The 22,838-nt window shown below is 67.3% G+C and carries 17 protein-coding genes and 1 pseudogene; 11 read left to right on the top strand and 7 right to left on the bottom strand.

Features of this window, described 5'->3' with window-relative positions:
- Positions 1-38: 38 nt before the first annotated feature.
- Positions 39-794, top strand: coding sequence for an IclR family transcriptional regulator (locus LDO86_RS16925; protein ID WP_018769696.1), 756 nt, complete (start codon positions 39-41; stop codon positions 792-794).
- Between the two features lie 89 nt (positions 795-883).
- On the opposite strand, the gene LDO86_RS16920 is transcribed toward LDO86_RS16925, so the two are convergent.
- On the bottom strand, positions 884-2,389 hold the full coding sequence (locus LDO86_RS16920; RefSeq protein WP_018769697.1) for a nucleobase:cation symporter-2 family protein: 1,506 nt from the start codon (positions 2,387-2,389) through the stop codon (positions 884-886).
- A gap of 134 nt (positions 2,390-2,523) precedes the next feature.
- Entirely contained in the window at positions 2,524-3,432 is a 909-nt protein-coding gene (gene pucL, locus LDO86_RS16915) for a factor-independent urate hydroxylase (RefSeq protein WP_018769698.1), read from the bottom strand.
- 371 nt (positions 3,433-3,803) lie between these two features.
- Between pucL and LDO86_RS16910 the strand changes: the two genes are divergently transcribed.
- Entirely contained in the window at positions 3,804-3,974 is a 171-nt protein-coding gene (locus tag LDO86_RS16910; RefSeq protein ID WP_018769699.1) for a hypothetical protein, read from the top strand.
- Between the two features lie 47 nt (positions 3,975-4,021).
- On the opposite strand, the gene ligD is transcribed toward LDO86_RS16910, so the two are convergent.
- On the bottom strand, positions 4,022-5,266 hold the full coding sequence (gene ligD / locus LDO86_RS16905; protein ID WP_018769700.1) for a non-homologous end-joining DNA ligase: 1,245 nt from the start codon (positions 5,264-5,266) through the stop codon (positions 4,022-4,024).
- A gap of 31 nt (positions 5,267-5,297) precedes the next feature.
- A complete protein-coding gene (locus LDO86_RS16900; protein ID WP_018769701.1) occupies positions 5,298-6,668 on the bottom strand; it encodes an 8-oxoguanine deaminase in 1,371 nt (456 codons plus the stop codon).
- A 401-nt stretch (positions 6,669-7,069) separates the two neighbouring features.
- Between LDO86_RS16900 and LDO86_RS16895 the strand changes: the two genes are divergently transcribed.
- The 9 genes and pseudogenes from LDO86_RS16895 (at position 7,070) to LDO86_RS16850 (ending at position 18,275) form a co-directional block, all read left to right on the top strand.
- Positions 7,070-7,564: a nucleoside deaminase gene (locus tag LDO86_RS16895; RefSeq protein WP_018769702.1), complete on the top strand. Its 495-nt coding sequence runs from the start codon at positions 7,070-7,072 to the stop codon at positions 7,562-7,564.
- A 9-nt stretch (positions 7,565-7,573) separates the two neighbouring features.
- The gene (locus LDO86_RS16890) at positions 7,574-9,115 is read left to right on the top strand and encodes an NCS2 family permease (RefSeq protein ID WP_018769703.1); all 1,542 of its coding nucleotides are present in this window, start codon (positions 7,574-7,576) and stop codon (positions 9,113-9,115) included.
- A gap of 99 nt (positions 9,116-9,214) precedes the next feature.
- A complete protein-coding gene (locus tag LDO86_RS16885) occupies positions 9,215-10,432 on the top strand; it encodes an XdhC/CoxI family protein (protein ID WP_018769704.1) in 1,218 nt (405 codons plus the stop codon).
- A complete protein-coding gene (locus LDO86_RS16880) occupies positions 10,423-11,358 on the top strand; it encodes an FAD binding domain-containing protein (protein WP_018769705.1) in 936 nt (311 codons plus the stop codon). The genes LDO86_RS16885 and LDO86_RS16880 overlap by 10 nt, the downstream gene beginning before the upstream one ends.
- Positions 11,359-11,360: 2 nt before the next feature.
- Entirely contained in the window at positions 11,361-14,192 is a 2,832-nt protein-coding gene (locus LDO86_RS16875; protein WP_018769706.1) for a molybdopterin cofactor-binding domain-containing protein, read from the top strand.
- Positions 14,193-14,290: 98 nt separating this feature from the next.
- Positions 14,291-15,271 (top strand): aldo/keto reductase, encoded by a 981-nt coding sequence (locus LDO86_RS16870; protein ID WP_018769707.1) that lies wholly within the window; start codon positions 14,291-14,293, stop codon positions 15,269-15,271.
- 32 nt (positions 15,272-15,303) lie between these two features.
- Complete coding sequence (locus LDO86_RS16865) at positions 15,304-16,044, top strand: HEAT repeat domain-containing protein (protein WP_018769708.1); 741 nt, start codon at positions 15,304-15,306, stop codon at positions 16,042-16,044.
- The gene (locus LDO86_RS16860; protein ID WP_018769709.1) at positions 16,041-16,691 is read left to right on the top strand and encodes a uracil-DNA glycosylase; all 651 of its coding nucleotides are present in this window, start codon (positions 16,041-16,043) and stop codon (positions 16,689-16,691) included. Before LDO86_RS16865 ends, LDO86_RS16860 begins: the two co-directional genes overlap by 4 nt.
- Before the next feature lie 49 nt (positions 16,692-16,740).
- Positions 16,741-18,275: pseudogene (locus LDO86_RS16850) on the top strand (DUF222 domain-containing protein).
- A gap of 13 nt (positions 18,276-18,288) precedes the next feature.
- On the opposite strand, the gene nboR reads toward LDO86_RS16850, so the two are convergent.
- The 3 genes from nboR to aceE form a co-directional block, all read right to left on the bottom strand.
- The gene (nboR, locus tag LDO86_RS16845; protein WP_018772266.1) at positions 18,289-18,939 is read right to left on the bottom strand and encodes a nicotine blue oxidoreductase; all 651 of its coding nucleotides are present in this window, start codon (positions 18,937-18,939) and stop codon (positions 18,289-18,291) included.
- 34 nt (positions 18,940-18,973) lie between these two features.
- Entirely contained in the window at positions 18,974-19,903 is a 930-nt protein-coding gene (locus tag LDO86_RS16840; RefSeq protein ID WP_196804804.1) for a nitronate monooxygenase, read from the bottom strand.
- Between the two features lie 166 nt (positions 19,904-20,069).
- Entirely contained in the window at positions 20,070-22,811 is a 2,742-nt protein-coding gene (gene aceE / locus LDO86_RS16835; RefSeq protein ID WP_144601043.1) for a pyruvate dehydrogenase (acetyl-transferring), homodimeric type, read from the bottom strand.
- Positions 22,812-22,838: the final 27 nt, after the last annotated feature.

The following is a 22,838-nucleotide window of genomic DNA, read 5'->3' as shown; positions in this document are numbered from 1 at the left end:
TAAGAGTTGTCGGATTCCGAGCCGTAGGAGACAACGGAATGGCAGAAAAAGCCTCTGGTGGGGTGCAGTCGGTGGAGCGCGTTTTCGAACTGCTGGAACTCATCACCGATGCCGGCGGCGACGTCACGCTCAGCGAGCTGTCGTCCTCCACGGACCTGCCGCTGCCCACCATCCACCGCCTGCTGAGGACGCTGGTGTCGCTGGGCTACATCCGCCAGCTGCCCAACCGGCGCTACGCCCTTGGTCCCCGGCTCATCAGGCTGGGGGAGGGTGCCAACAAACAGCTGGGTGCCCTGGCCCAGCCGCAGCTGAAGATCCTGGTGGACCGGCTGGGGGAGACCTCCAACATGGCTGTGCTGGACTCGGACATGGTGATCTACGTGGCCCAGGTGCCGTCGCTGCATTCCATGCGCATGTTCACCGAAGTGGGCCGGCGCGCCCATACCCATGCTACCGGCGTGGGCAAGGCCATCCTGGCCCAACTCGACGACGACACGGTCCGCGGCATCGTGGCCAGGGCCGGGATGCCCACCCCTACCGCCAAGAGCATCGGAGACGTGGACGAACTCCTGGCGGACCTTAAGCTCATCCGCGAGCGGGGATACTCCATTGACGAGGAAGAGCAGGAACTGGGTGTCCGCTGCTTCGCCATGGCAGTGCCCAACGCGCCCACCCCCACGGCGATTTCCGTATCCGGTCCCGTATCCCGGGTGGACGAGGACTTCGCCGACAAGGCCGTGCCGGTCCTCCGCGAAGCGGCCGAGGCCATCTCCCGCGAGCTCAACCGCACCTGACGCACCTGCCCTGCGCGGGCGGTGCCAACCACGCGCGACGGCGGCCCCTCCTTTCCGGAGCGGGCCGCCGTCGTCGTTTGCGTGGAAGGTCAGTGCTCTGTTGCCTTGCCGGCTGACTGGATGGGGACTTCCTTACCGTCGCAGTCGATGAGCTTGCCGTTCTCGAAGCGGTCGCCTTCGGCCAGGCACCGGAGGTCCTCCGAGCGCACCAGCCGCTCCGTGCCGGCCACGAAAACGGACTGGTTGTCCGAATTTCCGGCCCGGAGATGGTTGAACAGCAGGTTCAGCAGGATGGCCATCACGGCGGCCGAGCTGATGCCGGAGTGGAAGATGGTGCCGAACCAGGACGGGAACTGGTCGTAGAAGGCCGGGGCGGCGATGGGGATCATGCCGAAGCCGATGGAGGCGGCCACCACGATCAGGTTCATGTTGTTCTTGTAGTCCACCTTGGACAATGTCCGGATGCCGCTGGCCGCAACTGTGCCGAAGAGCACGACGCCGGCACCGCCCAGGACGGGGGTGGGCACCGCGGCCACCACCCGGCCAAGGACCGGCAGCAGGCCAAGGACCACCAGGATCACGCCGCCGGCGCTGACCACGAACCGGCTCTTGACGCCGGTGATGGCCACCAAGCCTACGTTCTGCGCGAAGGCGCTCTGGGTGAAGGAGTTGAACAGCGGGGAGACGGCGCTGGACAGCATGTCCGCCCGCAGGCCGTTGCCGATCCGCTTGGAGTCCACCTTGGTTCCAACGATCTCGCCCACGGCAATGATGTCTGCGGAGGTCTCGGTGAGGGTGACCAGGATGACGATCAGCATGGAGATGATGGCGGCGAGTTCAAACGTGGGCGGTCCGAACGCGAAGGGGGTGGGGAAGGCGACGATCCCGCCCTGGCCCACCTTGGAGAAGTCGGCCATGCCGAACGCGACGGCAATCAGCGTGCCCAGGACCATCGCCAGCAGGATGGACAGCCGGGAGATGGCGGCGCTGCCGACCTTGCTCAGCAGCAGGACGATGCCCATGGTGGCTGCCGCCAGGCCGATGTTCGCAACGCTGCCGTAGTTGGGCGCCTTGTTGTTGCCGCCCATGGCCCAGTTTGCGGCAACCGGCATCAGCGTCAGGCCGATGGTGGTGATCACCGTGCCGGTGACCACCGGCGGGAAGAACCGGATGATCTTCGAGAACAGGGGGGTGATCAGCAGGCCGATCAGGGAGGCCGCGATGACCGAACCGAAGACGGCCTGGATGCCCCCGCCGCCGTGGACGATAGCCACCATCGTGGAGACCCCTGCGAAGGAGACGCCCTGGACCAGCGGCAGCTGCGAACCGAAGAAGGGGACGCCGACCGTCTGCAGGATGGTGGCCAGGCCGCCAACGAAAAGGCAGGCCGCAATGAGCAGGCCAATGTCCTGGGAGTTCATGCCTGCGGCCGCGCCGATGATCAGGGGCGGGGCAATGATGCCGCCGTACATTGTGAGGACGTGCTGGAAGCCGTAGGCAAACATGCTTCCGATCGGGAGGCGCTGGTCCTCGGGGCGGGCGGGCCGTGCGCCTTTTTCGGCGGCTGCAGTGGCCAGTTTCTTCTTGGTGTTCATGGCAGACTTTCTTGGTTCATGGCAGACGTCATCGTCTGGCTAACGTTGTCTGGCTAACAGGTGAAGCTGTGGGGTGGCCTCGACGGGCCCAGCCGCCAATGGTGGTTGGGCCCGTCGAAACCTGTTGTCGTGCTTTAGCAGAAGCCGGCGATACCCGACCAGGCGGCCGGGGCCGCCGCAGCGTCCTCGCGCTGGACGGTGGCCTCGATCAGGCCGTACGGGCGGTCGGCCGCGTAAAAGACCTCATTGGGGTTGTCCAGGCCGAATGGGGAAAGGTCCACCAGGAAGTGGTGCTTGTTGGGCATGGAGAACTTGATCTCGTCGATTTCGCTGTGCGCCTCCAGGACCTTGGCGCCCATGTCGAACAGGGTCTGCTGCAGTGCATGGGAGTACTTTTCCGTGAAGCCTTCGAGCAGGAGGCCCTTGACGTCGTCGTAGCTCTTGTTGAAGTCCAGCGCGCTGAAATCGGTGCCGGTCTTGAAGCGCCAGCGGGCCGAAACGTCCGTTGCAAGGATGCGGTCGGTGGTCTCGGGAAGCGTGGTGTAGCGGTCCCGGGGGTAGCCGACAAAGCCGGACTGGGTGGACTTGAGGACGGTGAGGTCCTTCAGCCCGGAAATCAGGTGGCTGGTGGCCCCGTCACGGACCAGGACGGCGGTCCGGACTTCCTGGCCGTTGCGGACGAACGAGTGGTCGTGTTCGCTGCCGTGGGCCTGGATCCGGTTCCATGCGTAGGACTCGGCTTCCCAGCGGCCGCCGGTGACCCAGTCGAAGCTGGACGTGAAGTGCTCGCCGAGGCGCAGCAGGAACGCCTCCGGCGAGCCGATGCCCTCACGGGCGAAGGCGTAGATGGTGTTTTTCTGGGTGTCAGTGGCCACCACGTGGGCGTTGTCGCCCTCAAGGTGGGCCGCGGCAAAGTCGCCCCGCAGCTGCGAGGTGACGTTCAGGTCCTCGATCTCGTGGCGGTTGGTGTCGCGGGTGATCTTGACGACGCGCACTTCTGCCTTGCCGTACTGGTTTTCGCCGAGGATGATCTTGCTGCTCATGGTCTTTTCCCAACTTCCGGTAAGTGGAACCTAGGTTCCATCACTGAAATTAAGCGCGCATTTCATGCGCGTTTCCGATGGAGCCGACCCAACAAAAAAGAGCCGGCATCCGTTGATGCCAGCTCATTACGACCCTGCCTGCTGCTCCCAGGTTACGTGACGTGCGCCACGAGTTGCCTAACAGCGTACCTCCGCAAACCGGTGGTGTACATCACAAGGCCAAAAATCATTTTATGACTGCCGTATGCCCAGCCGGCCCCGGAGCACCATTGACGGAACCGTTGACGTCAAGCTGCTCCACTACCTACACTTTTCATATAGCAATAAATAAATTCCGAGATACGGAAACGCTATAGGAACAGGAGGAGCAGATGAACCCCCAGGAACAGAACCAGGTTGTGGAATTCCCGGCGCCGGGCCAGGAGTTGTACCTGCCCTTCGGAGCCAGTGATCCCGACTTCTACATTCCGGCCGACCACGAGCGGCGGTCCGGAGGCTTTTCACGCTGGCTCCGCGCCCTTCCGGTGTTCGGGCGCCGCTGACCCCGGCCGCCGCTGACCCCTGGCCGCCGCTGACCCCTGGCCGGGCGTCAGGAGCCGGGGCCTCCGGGCCACTGCTTGCCCGCCCAGGGGTCGTAGTCCGCGACGAGCTCCTCCTGGGGCGGCCGGTCCGCCTCGGGTACATGCTGCAGGTTTACCCGCACCCGGTACCAGAGCGAGCTGGATCCACGCATCCCGTCCACAAGGACATCGGCGGGCTGAAGGGCCGCCACGACTCCGGCGTGCCGGGACCTCCATTCATCGAGCGCGGCGAGCGCCTCGGGCTTGGTCCTGGTCCGGGCCACTTCGATGAGCGGCATCACCGACTGCCGGCGTCCGGATCCGTTGCCGCCGCGCGGTGCCTTCTCTGCGGGACCCAGTTTTTCGGCAAGGGCCAGGAGTCCATCGAGCCTGCCCACCGCGCCGTCAATACCCGCATGCGGATCGCCGATCTCGGCGAACCGCTCCAGGACGGTGGGCACCGTGAACTGTTCCGGCCTGGCGGTGCGCACCTCTTCCCAGGTAAGCGGCGCCGAGACCCGGGCATCGGGCAGCGGCCTGACTGAATAGGCGGAGGCCACGGTGCGGTCCTTGGCGTTCTGGTTGAAGTCCACGAACACGCTCTCGCCGCGCTCCTCCTTCCACCACCGTGCCGTGGCGAGTCCGGGAGCGCGGTTTTCCACCTCCCGGGCCAGGGTTTCCGCAGCGAGCCGGACATCGCGGTAGGACCACTCCGGGGCAATGCGCACCAGGATGTGCAGCCCCCGCGAACCGCTGGTCTTCGGCCACCCCTCCAGGCCCACGTCCGCCAGGACCTCCTGCGCCACGTAGGCCACGTCCACGATCTGCGGCCAGTCCACTCCCGGCATGGGGTCCAGGTCCACGCGGAGTTCGTCCGGGTGTTCCAGGTCCTCTGCCCGGACCGGGTGCGGGTTCAGGTCAAGGCAGCCGAGGTTGATCACCCAGGCCAGGCCGGCCGCATCGCGGATCACTGCCTCCTCCGCCGAGGTCCCGGACGCGTAATGCAGCGTGGTGGTGTCAATAAAGGGCGGGTGGTTTTCCGGGACGCGCTTCTGGAAGAACGGCTCCGCGTCGATCCCCTTGGGAAACCGCTTGAGCACCATCGGCCGCCCTCCCGCACCCCGCAGCGCTCCGTCCGCCACAGCCAGGTAATAGCGCACGAGGTCAAGCTTGGTCAGCCCCGGCTGGGGGAATACCACCTTGTCCGGGCTGGAGATCCGGACCTCAACACCCTCGATATCCAGGACTTCGGCCGGCGTCTTTGACGGAGTCATGCCGCCACGGTAGCAGCGGCCAGTATCCCTGTCAGCCGTTTATCAGGCGTCGTGCCGCGGCGGAGTGCTCCGCGATGAGCCCCGCCACGTCCAATCCCGGAACCTGGCCGTCCACCACACGCCACTGCCCGCCGACCATCACCCGGTCCGCCCGGTCCGCGGCGCACAGGAGGAGGGCGGCCACGGGATCGTGGCTGCCGGAGAAACGCAGGTCGTCGAGCCGGAAGAGTGCCAGGTCCGCCTGCATCCCGGGTGCCAGCTGGCCCAGTCCGGTTCTGCCCAGGACCGCGGCGGATCCGCGGGTGGCCCAGCCCAGGGCCCGTTCCACCGGTACGTCGGCCCCGTACCGCAGCCGCTGGAGGTAGAGGGCCTGCCGCGCTTCCAGGATCATGTTGGAGGCGTCATTGGATGCCGAACCGTCAACGCCCAGCCCCACCGGAACTCCGGCGTCTTCCAGTTCCAGGACCCGGGCGGTGCCTGACGCCAGACGCATATTGGAGGTGGGGCAATGCGCCACCGCGGTCCCCGCGGCACCCAGCCGGGCGATCTCCGCGTCGCTGAAATGGATGCCGTGGCCCAGCCAGGTGCGGTCCGTCAACCAGCCGACGCTGTCCAGGTAGTCCACCGTCCGCAGCCCGAACATCTCCCGGCAGAAGTCCTCCTCGTCGAGGGTTTCTGCCAGGTGGGTGTGCAGCCGGACGTCCAGCCGCCCGGCGAGGGCCGCGCTTTCGGCCATGATCTCCTTGGTTACCGAGAACGGGGAGCACGGCGCCAGCGCAATCTGGATCACCGCGTCATCGCCGCGCTCGTGGTACCGGCCCACCAGGCGCTCGCTGTCCGCCAGCACCACTTCCGGGGCCTGCACGGTGGACTGCGGCGGCAGGCCGCCGTCGTCCGTTCCCAGGGTCATGGACCCGCGGGTGAGGGTGGCCCGCATGCCCAGCCGGCGCACCGCCTCCACTTCAATGTCAATGGCGTCCTCAAGGCCCGCGGGAAAAAGGTAGTGGTGGTCGGCAGCGGTGGTGCAGCCCGAGAGCAGCAGTTCGGCAAGGGCCACCGTGGTGGCCAGTTCCAGGTCTTTCGGCGTCAGCCGGGCCCACACCGGATAAAGGTTCTGCAGCCACGGGAACAGCGGGGCGTTGGCCACCGGACCCCAGGCCCGGGTGAGGGTTTGGTAGAAGTGGTGGTGCGTGTTGACCAGGCCCGGCAGCAGGACGTGGCTGCCGGCGTCGAACGTTTCGGTGCAGGGCGCGGCCGGCTTCTGCCCCGCTGCCAGGACTTCTTCAATCACTCCGCCGTTGACCACCACGCCACCCGAGGCGTCAAGAGTGTTGGCGGTGAAGGCGGCCAGGGGGCTCCGGATCCACAGGCGGGAGGCGGGCGCTGGATGGGGCTGGGGCATGGGATGTCCTGTTCTGGGCGCAGTGGCAGTTGTTCCAGCTCAGTGAGGCCCTGTCTGCTGATCCAGGTGCCCGCCACCTGCAGGCAGGACGGGTGGGATCAGACTAGGAAAGGGCCTCCACCTGCGTCAATGGAAGTGATTGTGACTGCGTGGCGGCATCCGCCGTGAAGGCGTCGAAACATGGATTTCACATTGCGAAATTAAATTTCCAGAAAACTATGGCGCAGCCCACAAAGCGGTGCTAATCTCGATTCTGCCAAAGGCGGGCGCCCCTCCTCGGGGAAGCTATCTACCAGGCGCAACTTAACCTTCACAGCACATGCTGAAGCCTGGTAACCGTTCGCACCTGGTTCTACTGATACTGCACGGCATCAGGCTTCCCGGCAAAAGGAAGTCGCATCATGAGTACCACCGTCACGGCCGAACAATTTCTGGCCCGCTCCATCCGGCTGGCAACGGCCAACGTCCTTAACAGCGGAGGCCCGTTCGGCGCCATGATCGTCACGGCGGACGGCCAAACGTTCGACGGCGTCAACCGTGTCACAGCGGACAACGATCCCACCGCCCACGCCGAAGTCACCGCCATCCGCACCGCCTGCCGCGAACTGGGCACCTTCGACCTCAGCGGCGCAGTCCTGTACACCAGCTGCGAGCCATGCCCCATGTGCCTGGCGTCCGCACTTTGGGCCCGGGTGGGCCGCGTGGTCTACGCCGCGGACCGCCACGACGCCGCCTCCGTCGGCTTTGACGACGCCGTCTTCTACGAATACTTCGAAAACCAGGACAGGGACTCCCTGATGCCGGTATCCAAACTGGAGCTGGGCGATCCCCAGGCCCCGGCACCACTGGAGCCGTTCAACACCTGGAACACGCTCGAATCCAGGATCGACTACTAGGCGGCTGGGATGACCATCCTGGACCATTCCCACGAGGAGCATCCGGCTCCAACCACCAGCACCCCCCGGCGGGCGCCGCGCACTTCGGCACAGGGACCGCACGTCCCGCTGCCGCCGGCCCCGGAATCCTTCCTGGACCGCTTCTTCCAGGTCACCCGGCGCGGCTCAACCCTTGCCCGCGAATTCCGCGGGGGCCTGGTCACCTTCTTCACCATGGCGTACATCGTCATCCTGAACCCCCTCATCCTCGGCGGGTTCAGCGCGGACAACGCCCCCACCGACGTCGCCGGGGGCTGGCTATCCGCAGCCCAGGTGGGTGCCGTCACCGGCCTCACCGCCGGCGTCATGACCATCCTCTTTGGCCTCATCGCCAACCTGCCCTTCGGACTTGCCGCCGGCCTGGGCATCAACTCCTTCCTGGCGGTCTCGGTGATCCAGGAAGTCACCTGGCCCGAGGCCATGGGCCTGGTGGTGATCAACGGCATCCTGATCGTCCTCTTCGGCGTCACCGGCGCCCGGACCGCCATCTTCCGGGCAGTGCCCAAGGAACTGAAGGCCGCCATCACCGTGGGCATCGGCCTGTTCATCGCCTTCATCGGCTTCGTGGACTCCGGCTTCGTCCGGCCCACGGCAGGCGGTCCGCCGGTCCAACTGGGCGACGGCGGCTCCATCACCTCGGTACCCACGCTCGTCTTCGTCATCGGCCTCCTTGCCATGGGGATCCTGGTGGCGCGCAAGGTCCAGGGCGGCCTGCTCATCGGCATCGTCGGCACCACCGTGCTGGCCGCCGTCGTGGAAGCCGTCCTGAAGCTTGGCCCGGCCAGCGCCACCAACCCCGGCGGCTGGCACCTGAACACCCCCGTCCTGTCCGGCCGGCTGGTCTCGGCACCGGACCTCGGTTTGGTGGGGCAGTTCGACCTGTTCGGCTCGTTCGCCCGGATCGGCGGCCTGGCCGCCACCATGCTGGTGTTCACGCTGGTGTTCACCAACTTCTTCGACGCCATGGGAACCATGACCGGCCTGGCCAGGAGCGCCGGCGTCGCCCACAAGGACGGCACGTTCCCGCGGCTGAAAGCGGCCTTCATCGTGGAAGGCTTCGGCGCCGTGGCGGGCGGGGCAACCTCCGGTTCCTCCAACACCGTGTACATCGACTCCGCCGCCGGCATCGGCGAAGGGGCACGGACCGGCCTGGCCTCGGTGGTCACCGGCGTGCTGTTCCTCGGCTCGATGTTCCTCACCCCGCTCACCAGCGTGGTGCCGCTCGAGGTCGCGGCCGCCGCCCTGGTGGTGGTGGGGGCGATGATGATGGCGCAGATCCGGGAGATCAAGTTCACCAAGTTCACCGTGGCCCTGCCGGCATTCCTGACCATCGTCACCATGCCGCTGACCTACTCGATCGCCAACGGCATCGGTGTTGGCTTCGTGAGCTGGGCCGTCATCGGGGCTGCGTCAGGCAAGGCGAAGAAAATCCATCCGCTGATGTGGGTGGTGAGCATCGGGTTCCTGGTGTACTTCGCCCGCGGTCCGATCAACCACCTGCTCGGAGGCTGAGCTTGCGCCAGCCACACCGGGGGCCGGGCCAACCCTTGGCCCGGCCCCTGCCAGGACCGACAATGGACACCACCGCCGCGCGGAAGAAGGAGTGCCGCCATGCTTGACCTGATCCCTTCGCTGGGCCCGTGGCTGCACCGGCTTGCAGACGGGCAGTTCGCCGTTGCCACCATCGTGGCGGCGTCCGGTTCCGTGCCCCGGCCGGTGGGAACATCCATGCTGGTCACCGAATCCGGCGAGGTGCTGGGCAGCCTCTCCGGCGGCTGCGTGGAAGGCGCCGTGGTGGTGCTCGCCCAGGAGGCAATGGACGACGGCGGCCCGCGCCTTGAGTCCTACGGGTTCAGTGCCGCCGACGCCTTCGCCGCCGGGCTCACCTGCGGGGGACGGCTGGACATCCACATCCAGCCGGTGCCTGCCGCGGTTCCGGCCGAACCCGCCCATCCGCTGCGCACCGCCCTGCTGCAACTCGCCGAACCCGGCCCGGACCAACCCATGGCCCTGGTACGGCTGCTGGGCAGCCCGGGAGGCGCCGCCGTCGTACTGCACCATCCCGCCACGGCCGGCGTGGCCGCATCCCCGGAGCTGTCCTTCCTCCAGGGGGAGGCGGCACTGCAGGTGGAGGCCATCCTGCGCCTCGGTGGCACCGGACTGGTCAGTATTCCCGGGGCAGGGGACTGTCTGCCAGACCGGACAGCGCAGCCTATGGACGGGTCCGCCGTCCTCGTGGAGTCGCGGCTGGCCCCGCCGCGGATGCTGGTGTTCGGCGCCAACGACTTCGGCGCGGCGCTGGTACCGGCTGCGAAGCTGCTGGGCTACCACGTGACCCTGGTTGATGCCCGGCCCGCCTTCGCCAGGCAGCCCCGTTTTGCCGCCGCCGACCAGGTGGTGGCCGAGTGGCCGCACCGGTACCTGGCGGCGGAAGCGGCTGCGGGCAGGACGGACCACCGCACCGTGGCCGCCGTCCTGACCCATGATCCGAAGTTCGACATCCCGTTGCTGGAAGCCGCGCTGGCCCTGGACCTCGCCTACGTTGGCGCCATGGGCTCCCGCCGGAGCCACCTCCAGCGGGTGGGCGAACTCCTCAGCGCGGGTGTCCCGCCGGAGCGGATCGCCCAGCTGCACTCACCCATCGGGCTGGACCTTGGTGCCGCCACCCCCGCCGAAGTGGCGGTGTCCATCACCGCGGAAATCATCGCTGCCCGCAACCGCGCCGCCAGCTGCCTGCCGCTGCGCGAAACCTCCGGCACCATCCACCCCCACCCCGCGCCCACGCCGGCGCCTACAGACTCTGACAAGCAGGAGATTGCATGGACATGAACACCATTGAAGCGGTGGTCCGCACCACCGACCCCGCGGAATGGCGCGACGGCGACGCCTGGCTTGCCGGCGGGACGGTCCTTTTCTCCTACGGCAGCTACGCCTTCGGGCCCCAGCCGCTCAAACGGCTCCTGGACCTCGGCGCCGCAGGCTGGACGCCCATCACCGTCACCGACGACGGGATCGAGCTTGCCGCCACCTGCACCATCGCCGGGCTGTACAGCCTTCCCGGGCTTCCGGATGTGTCGGACCGCGGCTGGCGGGCGCTGGACCTGGTCCGGGCATGCTGTGACTCCTTCGTGGCTTCCTTCAAGGTGTGGAACATGTCCACCGTGGGCGGCAACCTCTGCACCTCGCTGCCCGCCGGGCCCGTCATTTCGCTTTGCGCCGGACTGGACGGCACAGCCACCCTCATCGCACCGGATGGCGGCAGCCGCACCCTTCCGGTGGCGGACTTCATCACCGGCGACGCGAAAAACGCCCTGGCACCCGGTGAGCTGCTCCGCAGCGTCCACCTCCCGGCGTCGGCCCTTTCCGCCCGCGTGGCGTTCCGCCGCCTGTCCCTGAGCAACCTGGGCCGGTCCGGCGTGCTGCTCATTGGAAGGCTCGACGGCGGCACCTCCCTGGTGCTGACCGTCACCGCCGCCACCAAGCGGCCCGTGCAGCTGCGCTTCGACGCGCTGCCGGACGCGGACCGGCTGGCGGCCGGACTCGATGACCATATTCCGGCGGAGCTCTACCACGACGACATCCACGGGCTGCCCGCCTGGCGCCGCGACATGACGTACCGGCTGGCCGAGGAAATCCGCGGCGAGCTGGCAGCGCCGCAGGGAACGCCGGGACTGGCTGTGTCCGGGGACTTCTGGCCGCCCCGGACCGGCGGGATGCCGGGGCCCGGGCCCACAACTCTTTCGAAAGGGGCCTGAGCATGGCCATCGAGATTAACGGAATTTCCGCGGACGCGGCACCCCGTCCCGGGCAGTGCCTGCGCACGTTCCTGCGGGAGCAGGGAAACCTTGGGGTAAAGAAAGGCTGTGACGGCGGCGACTGCGGTGCCTGCACGGTGCACGTGGACGGCACCCCGGTCCACAGCTGCATCTACCCGGCTGTCCGGGCGGAGGGCCATGCCGTCACCACTATCGAGGGGCTCGCGGGTGCCGGCGGCCCCGACGGGCAGCTCCACCCGGTGCAGCAGCAGTTCCTGGAGCGCCAGGGCTTCCAGTGCGGCTTCTGCACGGCCGGCATGGTGATGACGGCCGCCACCTTCACAGATGAACAGAAGGAGAACCTGCCCCGGAACCTCAAAGGCAACCTCTGCCGGTGCACCGGCTACCGTGCCATCGCGGATGCCGTCTGCGGGGACGCCGGGCGCCCGGATCCCCAGGGGCCGGGCTCCGGCATCGCAGGGGACGGGCAGCCGGATCCGGAGCCGGGCCGGCTGGGCGATGACGTCCCGGCGCCGGCCAGCCGCGCGGTGGTCACGGGCGCTGCCCGGTACACCCTGGACGTGCCGCCGGAGCAGCTGCAGGGGCTGCTGCACCTGAAGATCCTCCGTTCGCCCCATGCCCACGCGCGGGTGGTGTCCATCGACAAGGCTGCGGCGCTGAGGGTTCCCGGCGTGGTAGCCGTCTTCACCTCCGAAGACGCCCCGGAACAGCTGTTCTCCACCGCACAACACGAGCTGTTCACGGACGACCCCGATGACACCCGGGTGCTCGATGACGTGGTCCGGTTCATTGGGCAGCGGGTGGCCGCCGTCGTGGCTGAATCGGTGGGCGCCGCGGAAGCCGGCGTCCGTGCCCTCCGGGTGGACTATGAGGAACTCCCGGCGGTCCTCTCACCGCAGGATGCACTGCTGCCCGGCGCCCCGCTGGTCCACGGTGGCAAGGATGCTGCAGGCTCCCGGATCGCCCGGCCTGAGCGGAACGTGGTGGCGGAGCTCCACTCGGAGCTGGGCAGCGTGGCCGACGGTTTCGCTGCCGCCGACTTCATCCACGAAAAGACCTACCAAACCCAGCGGGTCCAGCACGTGGCACTGGAAACCCATGCAGCCATCGCCTCGGTGGACGCGGAAGGACGGCTGCAGGTGCGCACCTCCAGCCAGGTCCCCTTCCTGGTCCGCCGCACCCTGTGCCGGATCTTCGGCCTGGAAGAGGACAGAGTGCATGTGGTGGCCGGCCGCGTGGGCGGCGGGTTCGGCGGCAAGCAGGAAGTGCTCACCGAGGACCTCGTGGCGCTCGCGGCCCTCAAGCTCGGGCGGCCCGTCCAGCTGGAACTGACCCGCACCGAACAGTTCACCGCCACCACCACCCGGCACCCCTTCACCATCAAGCTGAAGGCCGGAGCGAGCAAGGACGGGAAGCTGACGGCCCTGGAGCTGGACGTGGTGACCAACACCGGCGCCTACGGAAACCACGGCCCCGGCGTCATGTTCCACGGCTGCGGCGAATCGCTGGCGGTCTACAACTGCGCGAACAAGAAGGTGGACGCGCATTCTGTGTACACCAACACCGTGCCGTCCGGAGCTTTCCGCGGGTACGGGCTGAGCCAGATGATCTTCGCCGTCGAGTCCGCCATGGATGAGCTCGCCGCCGGGATCGGCATGGACCCGTTCGAGTTCCGCCGCCGGAACATGGTCCGGGAAGGGGACCACATGCTGTCCACCCAGCCGGACCCGGAAGAGGACGTCCATTACGGCAGCTACGGGCTGGACCAATGCCTGGACCTGGTCAGGGACGCGCTGGACCGCGGCCGCGAACGCTACCGGCAGGCCGGCCTTGAGGACCTGGGGCCTGACTGGATGGTGGGCGAAGGCACGGCCCTGTCCATGATCGACACCGTGCCGCCGCGCGGCCACTTTGCCCATTCAAGGCTCCGGCTCCTGCCGGACGGAACGTACCAGGCCGACGTCGGGACCGCCGAGTTCGGGAACGGCACCACCACGGTGCACGCCCAGCTTGCCGCTACCGCCCTCTCCACGGAAGCGTCCAGGGTGGCGGTGCGGCAATCGGACACGGACCTGGTAGAGCACGATACCGGTGCCTTCGGCTCGGCCGGCACCGTAGTGGCCGGCAAAGCCACCCTCGCCGCAGCAGAGGAACTGGCCGTCCGGATCCGTGCATTCGCCGCCGGCATCCGGCAGACCCAGGCCTCCGCCTGCGTCCTTGAGGGCGACGTCCTGGTGGTCGACGGGACTCCCGTGGCACTGTCTGAACTGGCCCAGGCCGCGGAGAGTGCCGGCGTCGAACTCGCCGCCGAGGGGCGCTGGGGCGGGACTCCGCGCTCCGTCGCATTCAATGTGCACGGCTTCCGGGTGGCGGTGAACCGCGGCACCGGCGAGCTGAAGATCCTGCAAAGCGTGCAGGCGGCCGACGCCGGCGTGGTGGTCAACCCGCGGCAGTGCCGCGGCCAGATCGAAGGTGGGATCGCCCAGGCCCTTGGCGCCACGCTCTACGAGGAGGTGGTGGTGGACGACGCCGGAAAGGTCACCACGGACATCCTGCGGCAGTACCACATCCCTACTTTTGCGGACGTGCCGCGCAGCGAGGTGTACTTCGCGGACACCAACGACAAGATGGGGCCGCTGGGGGCCAAGTCGATGAGCGAAAGCCCCTTCAACCCGGTGGCGCCGGCGCTGGCCAACGCCATCCGCAACGCCACGGGCGTGCGCTTCGCGTCGCTGCCAATTTCCCGGGACCGCATCTACCTGGGGCTGAAGGAGGCGGGGCTGGTGCCCAAGCTCGAGCACGCCCGGTCATAACGCCGGGGCCCTGCCCGCACCGTGCGTGCGGAAGGCCCAAAAGGTGTTCGCAGCGGGGCAACCTGACTGCGGGTTGCATCGTTGCATATAGTCAGGGGATGGAACAGCGGATTTTAGGCAAGACCGGACGGAACGTCTCCATCGTGGGGCTCGGCACCTGGCAGCTCGGCGCGGACTGGGGCAACGTGGACCCGGCACAGGCGCAGGCCATCCTCGCCGCCTCCGTGGAGGCCGGGGTCACCCTCTTCGACACCGCAGACGTGTATGGCGACGGCAAGAGTGAGCAGGCTATCGGGAAGTTCCTGGCGGACAACCCGGGCCTCGGCGTCACGGTGGCCACCAAGATGGGCCGCCGGATGGAACAGCGGCCGGAAAACTACACGCTGGCCAATTTCCGCCAATGGGTGGACCGCTCAAGGAAAAACCTGGGCATGGACACCCTGGACCTGGTCCAGCTGCATTGCCCGCCCACCCCGGTCTACAGCAACAACGAGGTCTACGACGCCCTGGACACCCTTGTGGCCGAAGGCGCCATCCGTAACTACGGCGTCAGCGTGGAGCGGACGGACGAGGCCCTCGAAGCCATCCGCCACGAGGGAACTGCCTCGGTGCAGATCATCCTGAACGCCTTCCGGCTCAAGCCGCTGGACGAGGTGCTTCCGGCCGCCAAAGCGGCCGGGGTGGGCATCATCGCCCGCGTGCCGCTGGCGTCCGGCCTGCTGTCCGGGAAGTACTCGAAAGAGACCACCTTCGCGGAGAACGACCACCGGAACTACAACCGCAAGGGCGAGGCGTTCGACGTTGGCGAGACTTTCTCCGGCGTGGACTACGAACTGGGCCTGAAAGCCGTGGCGGAGTTCGAACAGCTGGTGCCGGAGGGCGCCACCACCGCGCAGGCGGCCATTGCGTGGATTGCCGCGCAGGACGGCGTCACGTCGGTGATCCCCGGCGCGCGCAACGTGGATCAGGCCAGGGCGAACGCCGCTGCGGCCACGGTCAGCATCAGCGAAGAGTTCGACGCCGGCGTCCGCTGGATCTACGACCACTACTTCCGTGAGGCCATCCACCCCCGCTGGTAAGGCAGCACCTGTGGGCGGCAGGGAGTTGAACGATGACCAAGACGTCGGACTACCGGGCGGTCCTGGAAGCGCTGCCGTCGGCGCAATGGGAGGCGTACCTCCGCGCCGAGTCAGGATTGCCGGGGCCGCGCGGCAACCTTGAACTGGTTGCGGCGTTCGCCGACGTGGCGGATCCCGGCCTCATCCGACGGCTCGTTGACAGTCCGGACGAGTACCTTGCCACGTGCGCTGCTGTCGGCCTCGGCCGCCTGCTTGCCGCGGGTGACCAGCGCGCCGCGGAAACACTAAGGGTCTTGGCGGAGGACGGGCGCTGGCGGGTTCGTGAAGGTGTTGCCATGGCCCTGCAGCGGCTGGGAGACGCGGACATGCGGGCACTGTGGGCGTTGGCCAGGGAATGGGTGGACGGGAAGCCCCTGGTCCAACGTGCCCTTGCAGCCGGGGTCTGCGAACCACGGCTGCTCCGCGTACCGGAAGATGCAGCCAAGGCAGTGGAAACCCTCGACCGGATCACGGCGTCGGTCGAAGGAACCGGCCCGGAATCGCGGAAGCTGGATCAATTCCGCGTGCTGCGCCAGGGGCTCGGCTATTGCTGGAGCGTTGCCGCGGCCGCTTCCCCTGCCCTGGGCTTCGCGCGGCTGGAGCGGTGGGCAGCCAGCCAGGACAAGGATGTCCGCTGGATCGTGCGCGAAAACCTTCGGAAAGCCCGGCTGTCCCGCGCGGACGCACCGGCAGCGGAACGCGTTGCGGCGATCCTGGACCACTCCGGCGGATGACAGCGCCAGCAATTCAAGCCTTCGTTGAGCGGCTGGCCGCCGTCGAGGCCGGGCCGGTCTGCAACAACTTCTTCAACCGTTCCGTCCCGGCGAATGAGCTGCGCCGGCGCAACCTTGAGATCTACCTGCAGGAAATGCTGGACCGGCGGCCCAGGGTACTGCTGGTGGGTGAGGCCCCGGGCTTTAGGGGCATGCGGATCACGGGCGTGCCCTTCACCAACAGGACCATCATCGAAGGTCCCGTCAACAGGTTTGGACTCTTCGGCCCCGGCAAAGGCTATGTGCTGCCGCCGGACGCCGCGGGAATAGCCGCCGAACCTACTGCAACGGTGCTGTGGCAAGTCCTCGAAGAAGTGGACTTCGTACCGCTGCTCTGGAGTGCTTTCCCCTGGCACCCCCACCAGCCCGGCAAGCCCTTGTCCAACCGCACACCAAAACCCTCGGAAACCAAGCTCGGAACATCCTTCTGGCAGGAGCTCGCGGAGATCTTCGGGATCAGCTCCATCGTGGCAGTGGGAAATGTTGCCCAGCACAGCCTGCAGCGCAGCGGCCTGGCTGCCCCTAAGATCCGGCATCCTGCCCATGGCGGCCGGTCCGGCTTCAAGCGGGGACTCGAGGAGTTGCTTGAGGGAAGGCCGCAGGATTGACCTGACTCTTCACGGCCAGAATGTCGGACCCCCTTGTCATGATGGGTTTATGGGGAAGGCGGCGGTGGTGAGGGCGTTCGAGGAGATTCGCGCTGCCCTTGCTGTGCTTCAGGCTGAGGTGGACGGGGCGGGTCTGGAGGCGTTCTCGGATGCTGATGCGGTTTCTGATCCGCTGGCCGGTTTGGCGGATGGGTGCCTGGACATCCTCGCCGGGGCCCGGGAGGTCGAGGCGCGGGTTGCGGGGTTGAAGGCGAAGGCTGCAGTGGGGTACGCGGAGGCTGCGAATGCTGTGGCGGGGCCGGACGTGCCAATGGTGGCGCAGGAAATGGCGGTCGCGGCGGAGATCGGGTGCGTGCTGGCCCTGGGTCCGCGGGCGGCGGCGTCGTTCCTGGCCACCTCCCACGCCCTGACTGTTTCATTGCCGCGGACTTTGGAGGCGCTGCAGTCAGGGACCCTGTCGTGGCAGCACGCGATAGTGCTGGCAGACGAGACGGCGTCCCTTGATGCGGCGGGGGCGGCGGCGTTGGAGGCGCATTTCCTGGACCCTGAAGCACAGGACGCCGCCCGCGGCTGCCCGGTTGGGGAGCTGCCGGCGCACCGGTTCCGGGTCAAGGCCCGGACCTGGCGGGAACGCCACCACGCCGAATCGATCGAGAAGCGGCATGCCAGGGGTTGGCGGAGCGGCGGGTGGAGTTCCGGGCGGACCGGGACGGGATGGCGTGGCTGGGCGCGTACCTGCCCGCGGACCAGGCCATGTCCGGGTGGAACCGGCTCACCGCTGCCGCGCGGGGTTTGCAGGGCCCGGCCGAGGACAGGACCATGCCCCAGCTGCGGGCCGACAGTTTCGCCGCAGCCCTCCTCGGCAGCGGCGACACCCGGGGCGGCAGCACCAGTCTCAGCCGTGCCACTGCCGGCGTCGTGGCTGCTGCGGGGCCGGGCGCCGGCACCAGCGGCAGCGGTACCAGCGCCGCATCGGGAACTGGCCACCATTCGTCGCCGGTCCGCGCCGAGGTCCTGGTTACGGTTCCGGTGTTCGCGCTGATGGGCCTGACCGATGAACCGGCGATGCTGGACGGGTATGGTCCGGTGCCGGCGTCGATGGCGCGGCGACTGGTCGCGGACGGGGCGGGCTCGTTCTACCGGGTCCTGGTGGACCCGCGGGACGGGGCGCCGTTGGAGATTGGCCGGAAGAGTTACCGGATTCCCAGGGCGATGCGGGCCTGGCTGCGGATGCGGGACGGGAAATGCCCGTTCCCGGGCTGCAGCAACACCTCCCTGGACACGGAGGCCGACCATCTCCTCGCCTGGCACCACGGCGGCACCACCGGCATCAGCAACCTGGGACAGCCCTGCCCGAAACACCACAGGCTCCGGCACACCACCGCCTGGAAACCCACCCCGGCCAGCACGAACGAACCACCCGGCTGGACCTCACCCACCGGCCGCCACTACACAAGCGAACACCAGGACTGGGAACCACCAAGGTGGCCGGAACGACCACAGCCGGGCAGCATCGACATCGTTCACCACGGCACGTCCCCCTGGGAGGATGCCCTTGAGAAGTTCCTGCACGCCCATGCCTGACCACCCTCGGTTGCTAACGGAGAAGCCCCAACTGGTCCGGGGTATCCACATCCTCACCCGTTGATTGGTCGCTGCAATCCACCTCATCCACCAGTTCCGGATGCGCCCGCAGGAAGCCGCGTGCGCCGGCGTCGCCCTTCACTGTTGCACACACCGCTTCCCGTAGGGACACGTCGATGAGCAGGGGATGGCCGCGCTGGAGTTCAGCGTCCCCGCCCTCGCCGGGGCCGTCGCGTCGGCGATAGGCGGCAGCGGTAATCCGTCCGGGGCGGTGGCGGTCCAGCAGCCGCTCCACGGTTTCGGAGGTCAGGCCCGGCTGGTCCACCAGCGCAACCAGCAGGTGATCCTGCGGAGCCGCGGCCTGGTTCCCGAGCAGGAAGGAACTGCCCATGCCTGACTGCCATTCCACGTTGGTCAGCACGCGGCACTGGTCCAAACGGGCAGCAGCCTCAACATCAGCTGCTCCAGCCCCCAGGACCACCACCACTTCCCGGCAACCGCCGTCGAGCAGCCTGCCTGCGATGGCCTCAACCAGTGGCCGACCGCGATACGGCAACAGGGCCTTGGGGCCCAAACCCAGCCGTGTCCCGCCTCCGGCTGCCAGCACAATGCCCGTCACCCCGGGGCCAGCCGATTCCGTTCCGCGGGCATCCATGCTCGTCATAGCTGCACTGTAGTGCTTCCGAGGCGGTGGCCTTTTACACACCAAGTTCCCGGGCACGCCGCAATGCGTCAACGGCTCCAGCCACGAGCTCCTGCACGATCCCTGCGGCCGGGAGAATGCTGCTGACCAGCCCCGCGGACTGGCCGGTGAATGGTACATACTCCTCCATCCGCCCCTCCCGGATTCCCGTTCCAATATCTTCCTGGAGCCGGGCCGACTGCTGCACCGCTCCAGCCCGGTTGGGTTGCCACTGATCTATGAAAGGGGTCCGCAGGGCGCGGGGAACCACATCGAAGGCACCGCTCCCCGGTTTCGTGAAGATATCGTCCCAGACCTCCACCTTGACGGCGTCCTGGGCTTCGGCGGCTACCAGGGAGCGTTTCCAGCCTTCGCTGATCGATGCTTCTGTCGACGCCAGGAAACGCGTCCCCATATTGGCTCCCTGGGCGCCCAGCATGAGGGCAGCCGCCAAGCCCCTGCCGTCTGCAATTCCACCCGCAGCCAGAACCGGCAAGGGATTCACCGCATCCACCACCTGCGGCACCAGGACCAACGTGGAGATACTCCCGCCGAACCCGCCGGCTTCAGCTCCCTGGGCAATGATCACGTCCGCGCCGCGGTCCGCAGCCAGCCGGGCCTGCTGGACAGTGTGGACCTGCTGTACAAAAAGGCCACCCGCTGCATGCACCTTTGCCGGGAACCCGTACGGATCGCCCAGCGCCATGGAAATCACAGGCGCCTGCATCTCCACAGCTATGTCGAAGGACTCGGGGTGGCCCTGCAGCCAGGGCTGGGTGAAGTTCACCGCGAAAGGCCGCCCGGTGAGCTCCCGGATTCGCCGGATGCTGCCGCGAAGATCCTCGGCGGTGCGAAGTGCACCGCCGAGGCTGCCCAAAGCGCCTGCGTTGGAAACAGCAGCAGCCAGTGCTGCATCGCTCCCGAAGGGCCCCATTCCCGCCTGCATGATGGGGTAGTCAATTCCGAGGAGTTTACAAAAAGACGTCCGCAGCATCGGACTCCACCGCTGCTCCTTCACACAACAGGGACGGGCTTACAGGGCAAGTACAGACCGCAGCTGCACCGTCGTCAATAGGCCCAAAGGCCTCCGGAATTTGGCGCGGTTCCCCGTCTCATGCGTCGCCGCCCGCGCCACCGGTGGTGCCGGCGTTGACGTCCAGGAGTTTGTAGCGGTCCAGGGCATACGACGGCGCGCCCTCCTCAACCTCGCCCCTCGCCGCCAGCATTTGCAGCACTTTCACCACGATGGAGTGGGTGTCGTTCTTGAAGTAGCGGCGCGCTGCTGCGCGGGTGTCGGAGAAGCCGAAGCCGTCGGCGCCGAGGGTGGCGAATTCGTTGGGGACGAACTGCCGGATCTGGTCGGGGACGGCTTTCATGTAGTCGGAGACGGCGACGATGGGGCCGGTGGCGCCTTCGAGTTGCTGGGTGACGAACGGGGTGCGGGCGGGTTGGCCGGGGTTGAGGAAGGCTTCTTCTTCGGCGGCGAGGCCGTCGCGGCGCAGTTCGTTCCAGGAGGTGACGGACCAGACGTCGGCGGAGACGTTCCAGTCGTCGGCCAGGACGCGCTGGGCTTCGATGGCCCAGGGAACGGAGACGCCGGAGGCGAGGATCTGGGTGCGGGGACCGTCGATCTTTGCCGGTGCGAGCAGGTAGATGCCCTTGATGACGCCTTCGATGTCGAGGTTTTCGGGTTCGGCGGGCTGGACGATGGGTTCGTTGTACACGGTGAGGTAGTACATGACGTTCTTGTCCGTTGAGTCCGGCCCGTACATGCGTTCGAGGCCGGAGCGGATGATGTGGCCGATTTCGTAGCCGTAGGCGGGGTCGTAGGTGAGCACGGCGGGGTTGGTGGAGGCGAGCAGGGGGGAGTGGCCGTCGGCGTGCTGGAGGCCTTCGCCGGTGAGGGTGGTCCGGCCTGCGGTGGCGCCGATGATGAAGCCGCGGGTCATTTGGTCTGCTGCGGCCCAGAAGGCGTCGCCGGTGCGCTGGAAGCCGAACATGGAGTAGAACACGTAGACCGGGACCAGGGGCACGCCGTGGGTGGCGTAGGAGGTCCCGGCGGCGGTGAAGGCTGCCACGGCGCCGGCTTCGTTGATGCCGGGGTGGATCAGTTGCCCGGCGGGGGATTCCTTGTAGGCCAGGACCAGGTCGCGGTCCACGGAGAGGTAGTTCTGGCCCTCGGGGTTGTAGATCTTCGCGGTGGGGAAGAACGCATCCATGCCGAACGTGCGTGATTCATCCGGCACGATGGGCACAATCCTGCCCCCGAACTTTTTGTCACGGAGCAAATCCTTGAGCAGGCGGACGAAGGCCATGGTGGTGGCGGCCTGCTGCTTGCCAGAACCCCGCCTGGCTACCTCGTAGGACTTTTCATCCGGAAGCTCCACAGCACTGTATCGGCTGCGGCGCTCGGGAACCGATCCGCCCAACGCCCGCCGCCGTTCAAGGAGGTAGGCGATCTCGGGTGCATCCAGGCCCGGGTGGTAATAGGGAGGCCGGTATGGGTCGGCGTCCAGTTGTTCGTCCGAGATGGGGATCCGCAGGTAATCCCTGAAGTCCTTGAGATCCTCGACCGTCAGCTTCTTCATCTGGTGCGTGGCATTCCTGCCTTCAAACCGCGGTCCCAGGCCGTAGCCCTTGACGGTGTGGGCGAGGATGACGGTGGGTTTGCCCTTGAATTCGGTGGCGGCTTTGTAGGCTGCGTAGACCTTGCGGTAGTCGTGGCCGCCGCGTTTGAGGTTCCAGATCTGGTCGTCGGTGAGGTCCGCGACGAGGTCTTTGGTCTGCGGGGTTTTGCCGAAGAAGTGTTCGCGGACGAACCCGCCGGATTCGGCTTTGTAGGTCTGGTAGTCCCCGTCGACGGTTTCGTTCATGATTTTCACCAGGGACCCGTCGGTGTCGCGGGTGAGCAGGTCATCCCATTCCCGGCCCCAGACGACCTTGATCACGTTCCAGCCCGCGCCGCGGAAGAACGCTTCGAGTTCCTGCATGATCTTGCCGTTGCCGCGCACCGGCCCGTCCAGGCGCTGGAGGTTGCAGTTGATCACGAAGTTCAGGTTGTCCAGGTTTTCGTTAGCCGCCAGCTGCAGCAGGCCGCGGGATTCGGGTTCGTCCATTTCGCCGTCGCCCAGGAACGCCCAGACCTGCTGGTCGGAGGTGTCTTTCAGGCCACGGTTGTGCAGGTACCGGTTGTTCTGCGCCTGGTAGATCGCGTTCATCGGGCCGATGCCCATGGACACGGTGGGGAATTCCCAGAAGTGCGGCATCAGGCGCGGGTGCGGGTAGGAGGACAGGGCGTGGCCCTCGCGGGACTTTTCCTGCCGGAACCCGTCCAGGTCCTCCTCGGAGAGGCGTCCTTCCATGAACGCCCGGGCGTACATGCCGGGGGAGGCGTGGCCCTGGAAGAAGACCTGGTCCCCGCCGCCGGGGTGGTCCTTGCCGCGGAAGAAGTGGTTGAACCCGACCTCGTACAGGGTCGCGGCACCGGCGTAGGTGGAGATGTGCCCGCCGACGCCGATATCGGGCCGCTGCGCCCGGTGGACCATGACCGCAGCGTTCCACCGCATGTAGGCCCGGTACCGGCGCTCGTACTCCTCGTTGCCCGGGAACTGGGCTTCCTGGTCCACCGGGATCGTGTTCACGTAATCGGTGGTGGTCACCATCGGCACCCCGACGCTCTGCGCGCCGGCGCGCTGCAGCAGGCTCCGCATGATGTATTGGGCACGCTCGGTGCCCTGTTCCCTGATCAACGCATCCAGGGACTCAACCCACTCGGCAGTCTCTTCCGGATCACGATCAGGCAGCTGGTTAGTCAACCCGCTGAGGATATGGGAGGTATCTTCTCCTGCAGCCACGGCAGCCTCTTTTCATCTTCGAATGCT

The organism is Arthrobacter sp. StoSoilB19 (genome assembly GCF_019977275.1).
GTDB lineage: Bacteria > Actinomycetota > Actinomycetes > Actinomycetales > Micrococcaceae > Arthrobacter.
Note: the sequence above shows the minus strand (reverse complement) of the source record. Positions and strands in the feature narration are given on the sequence as shown.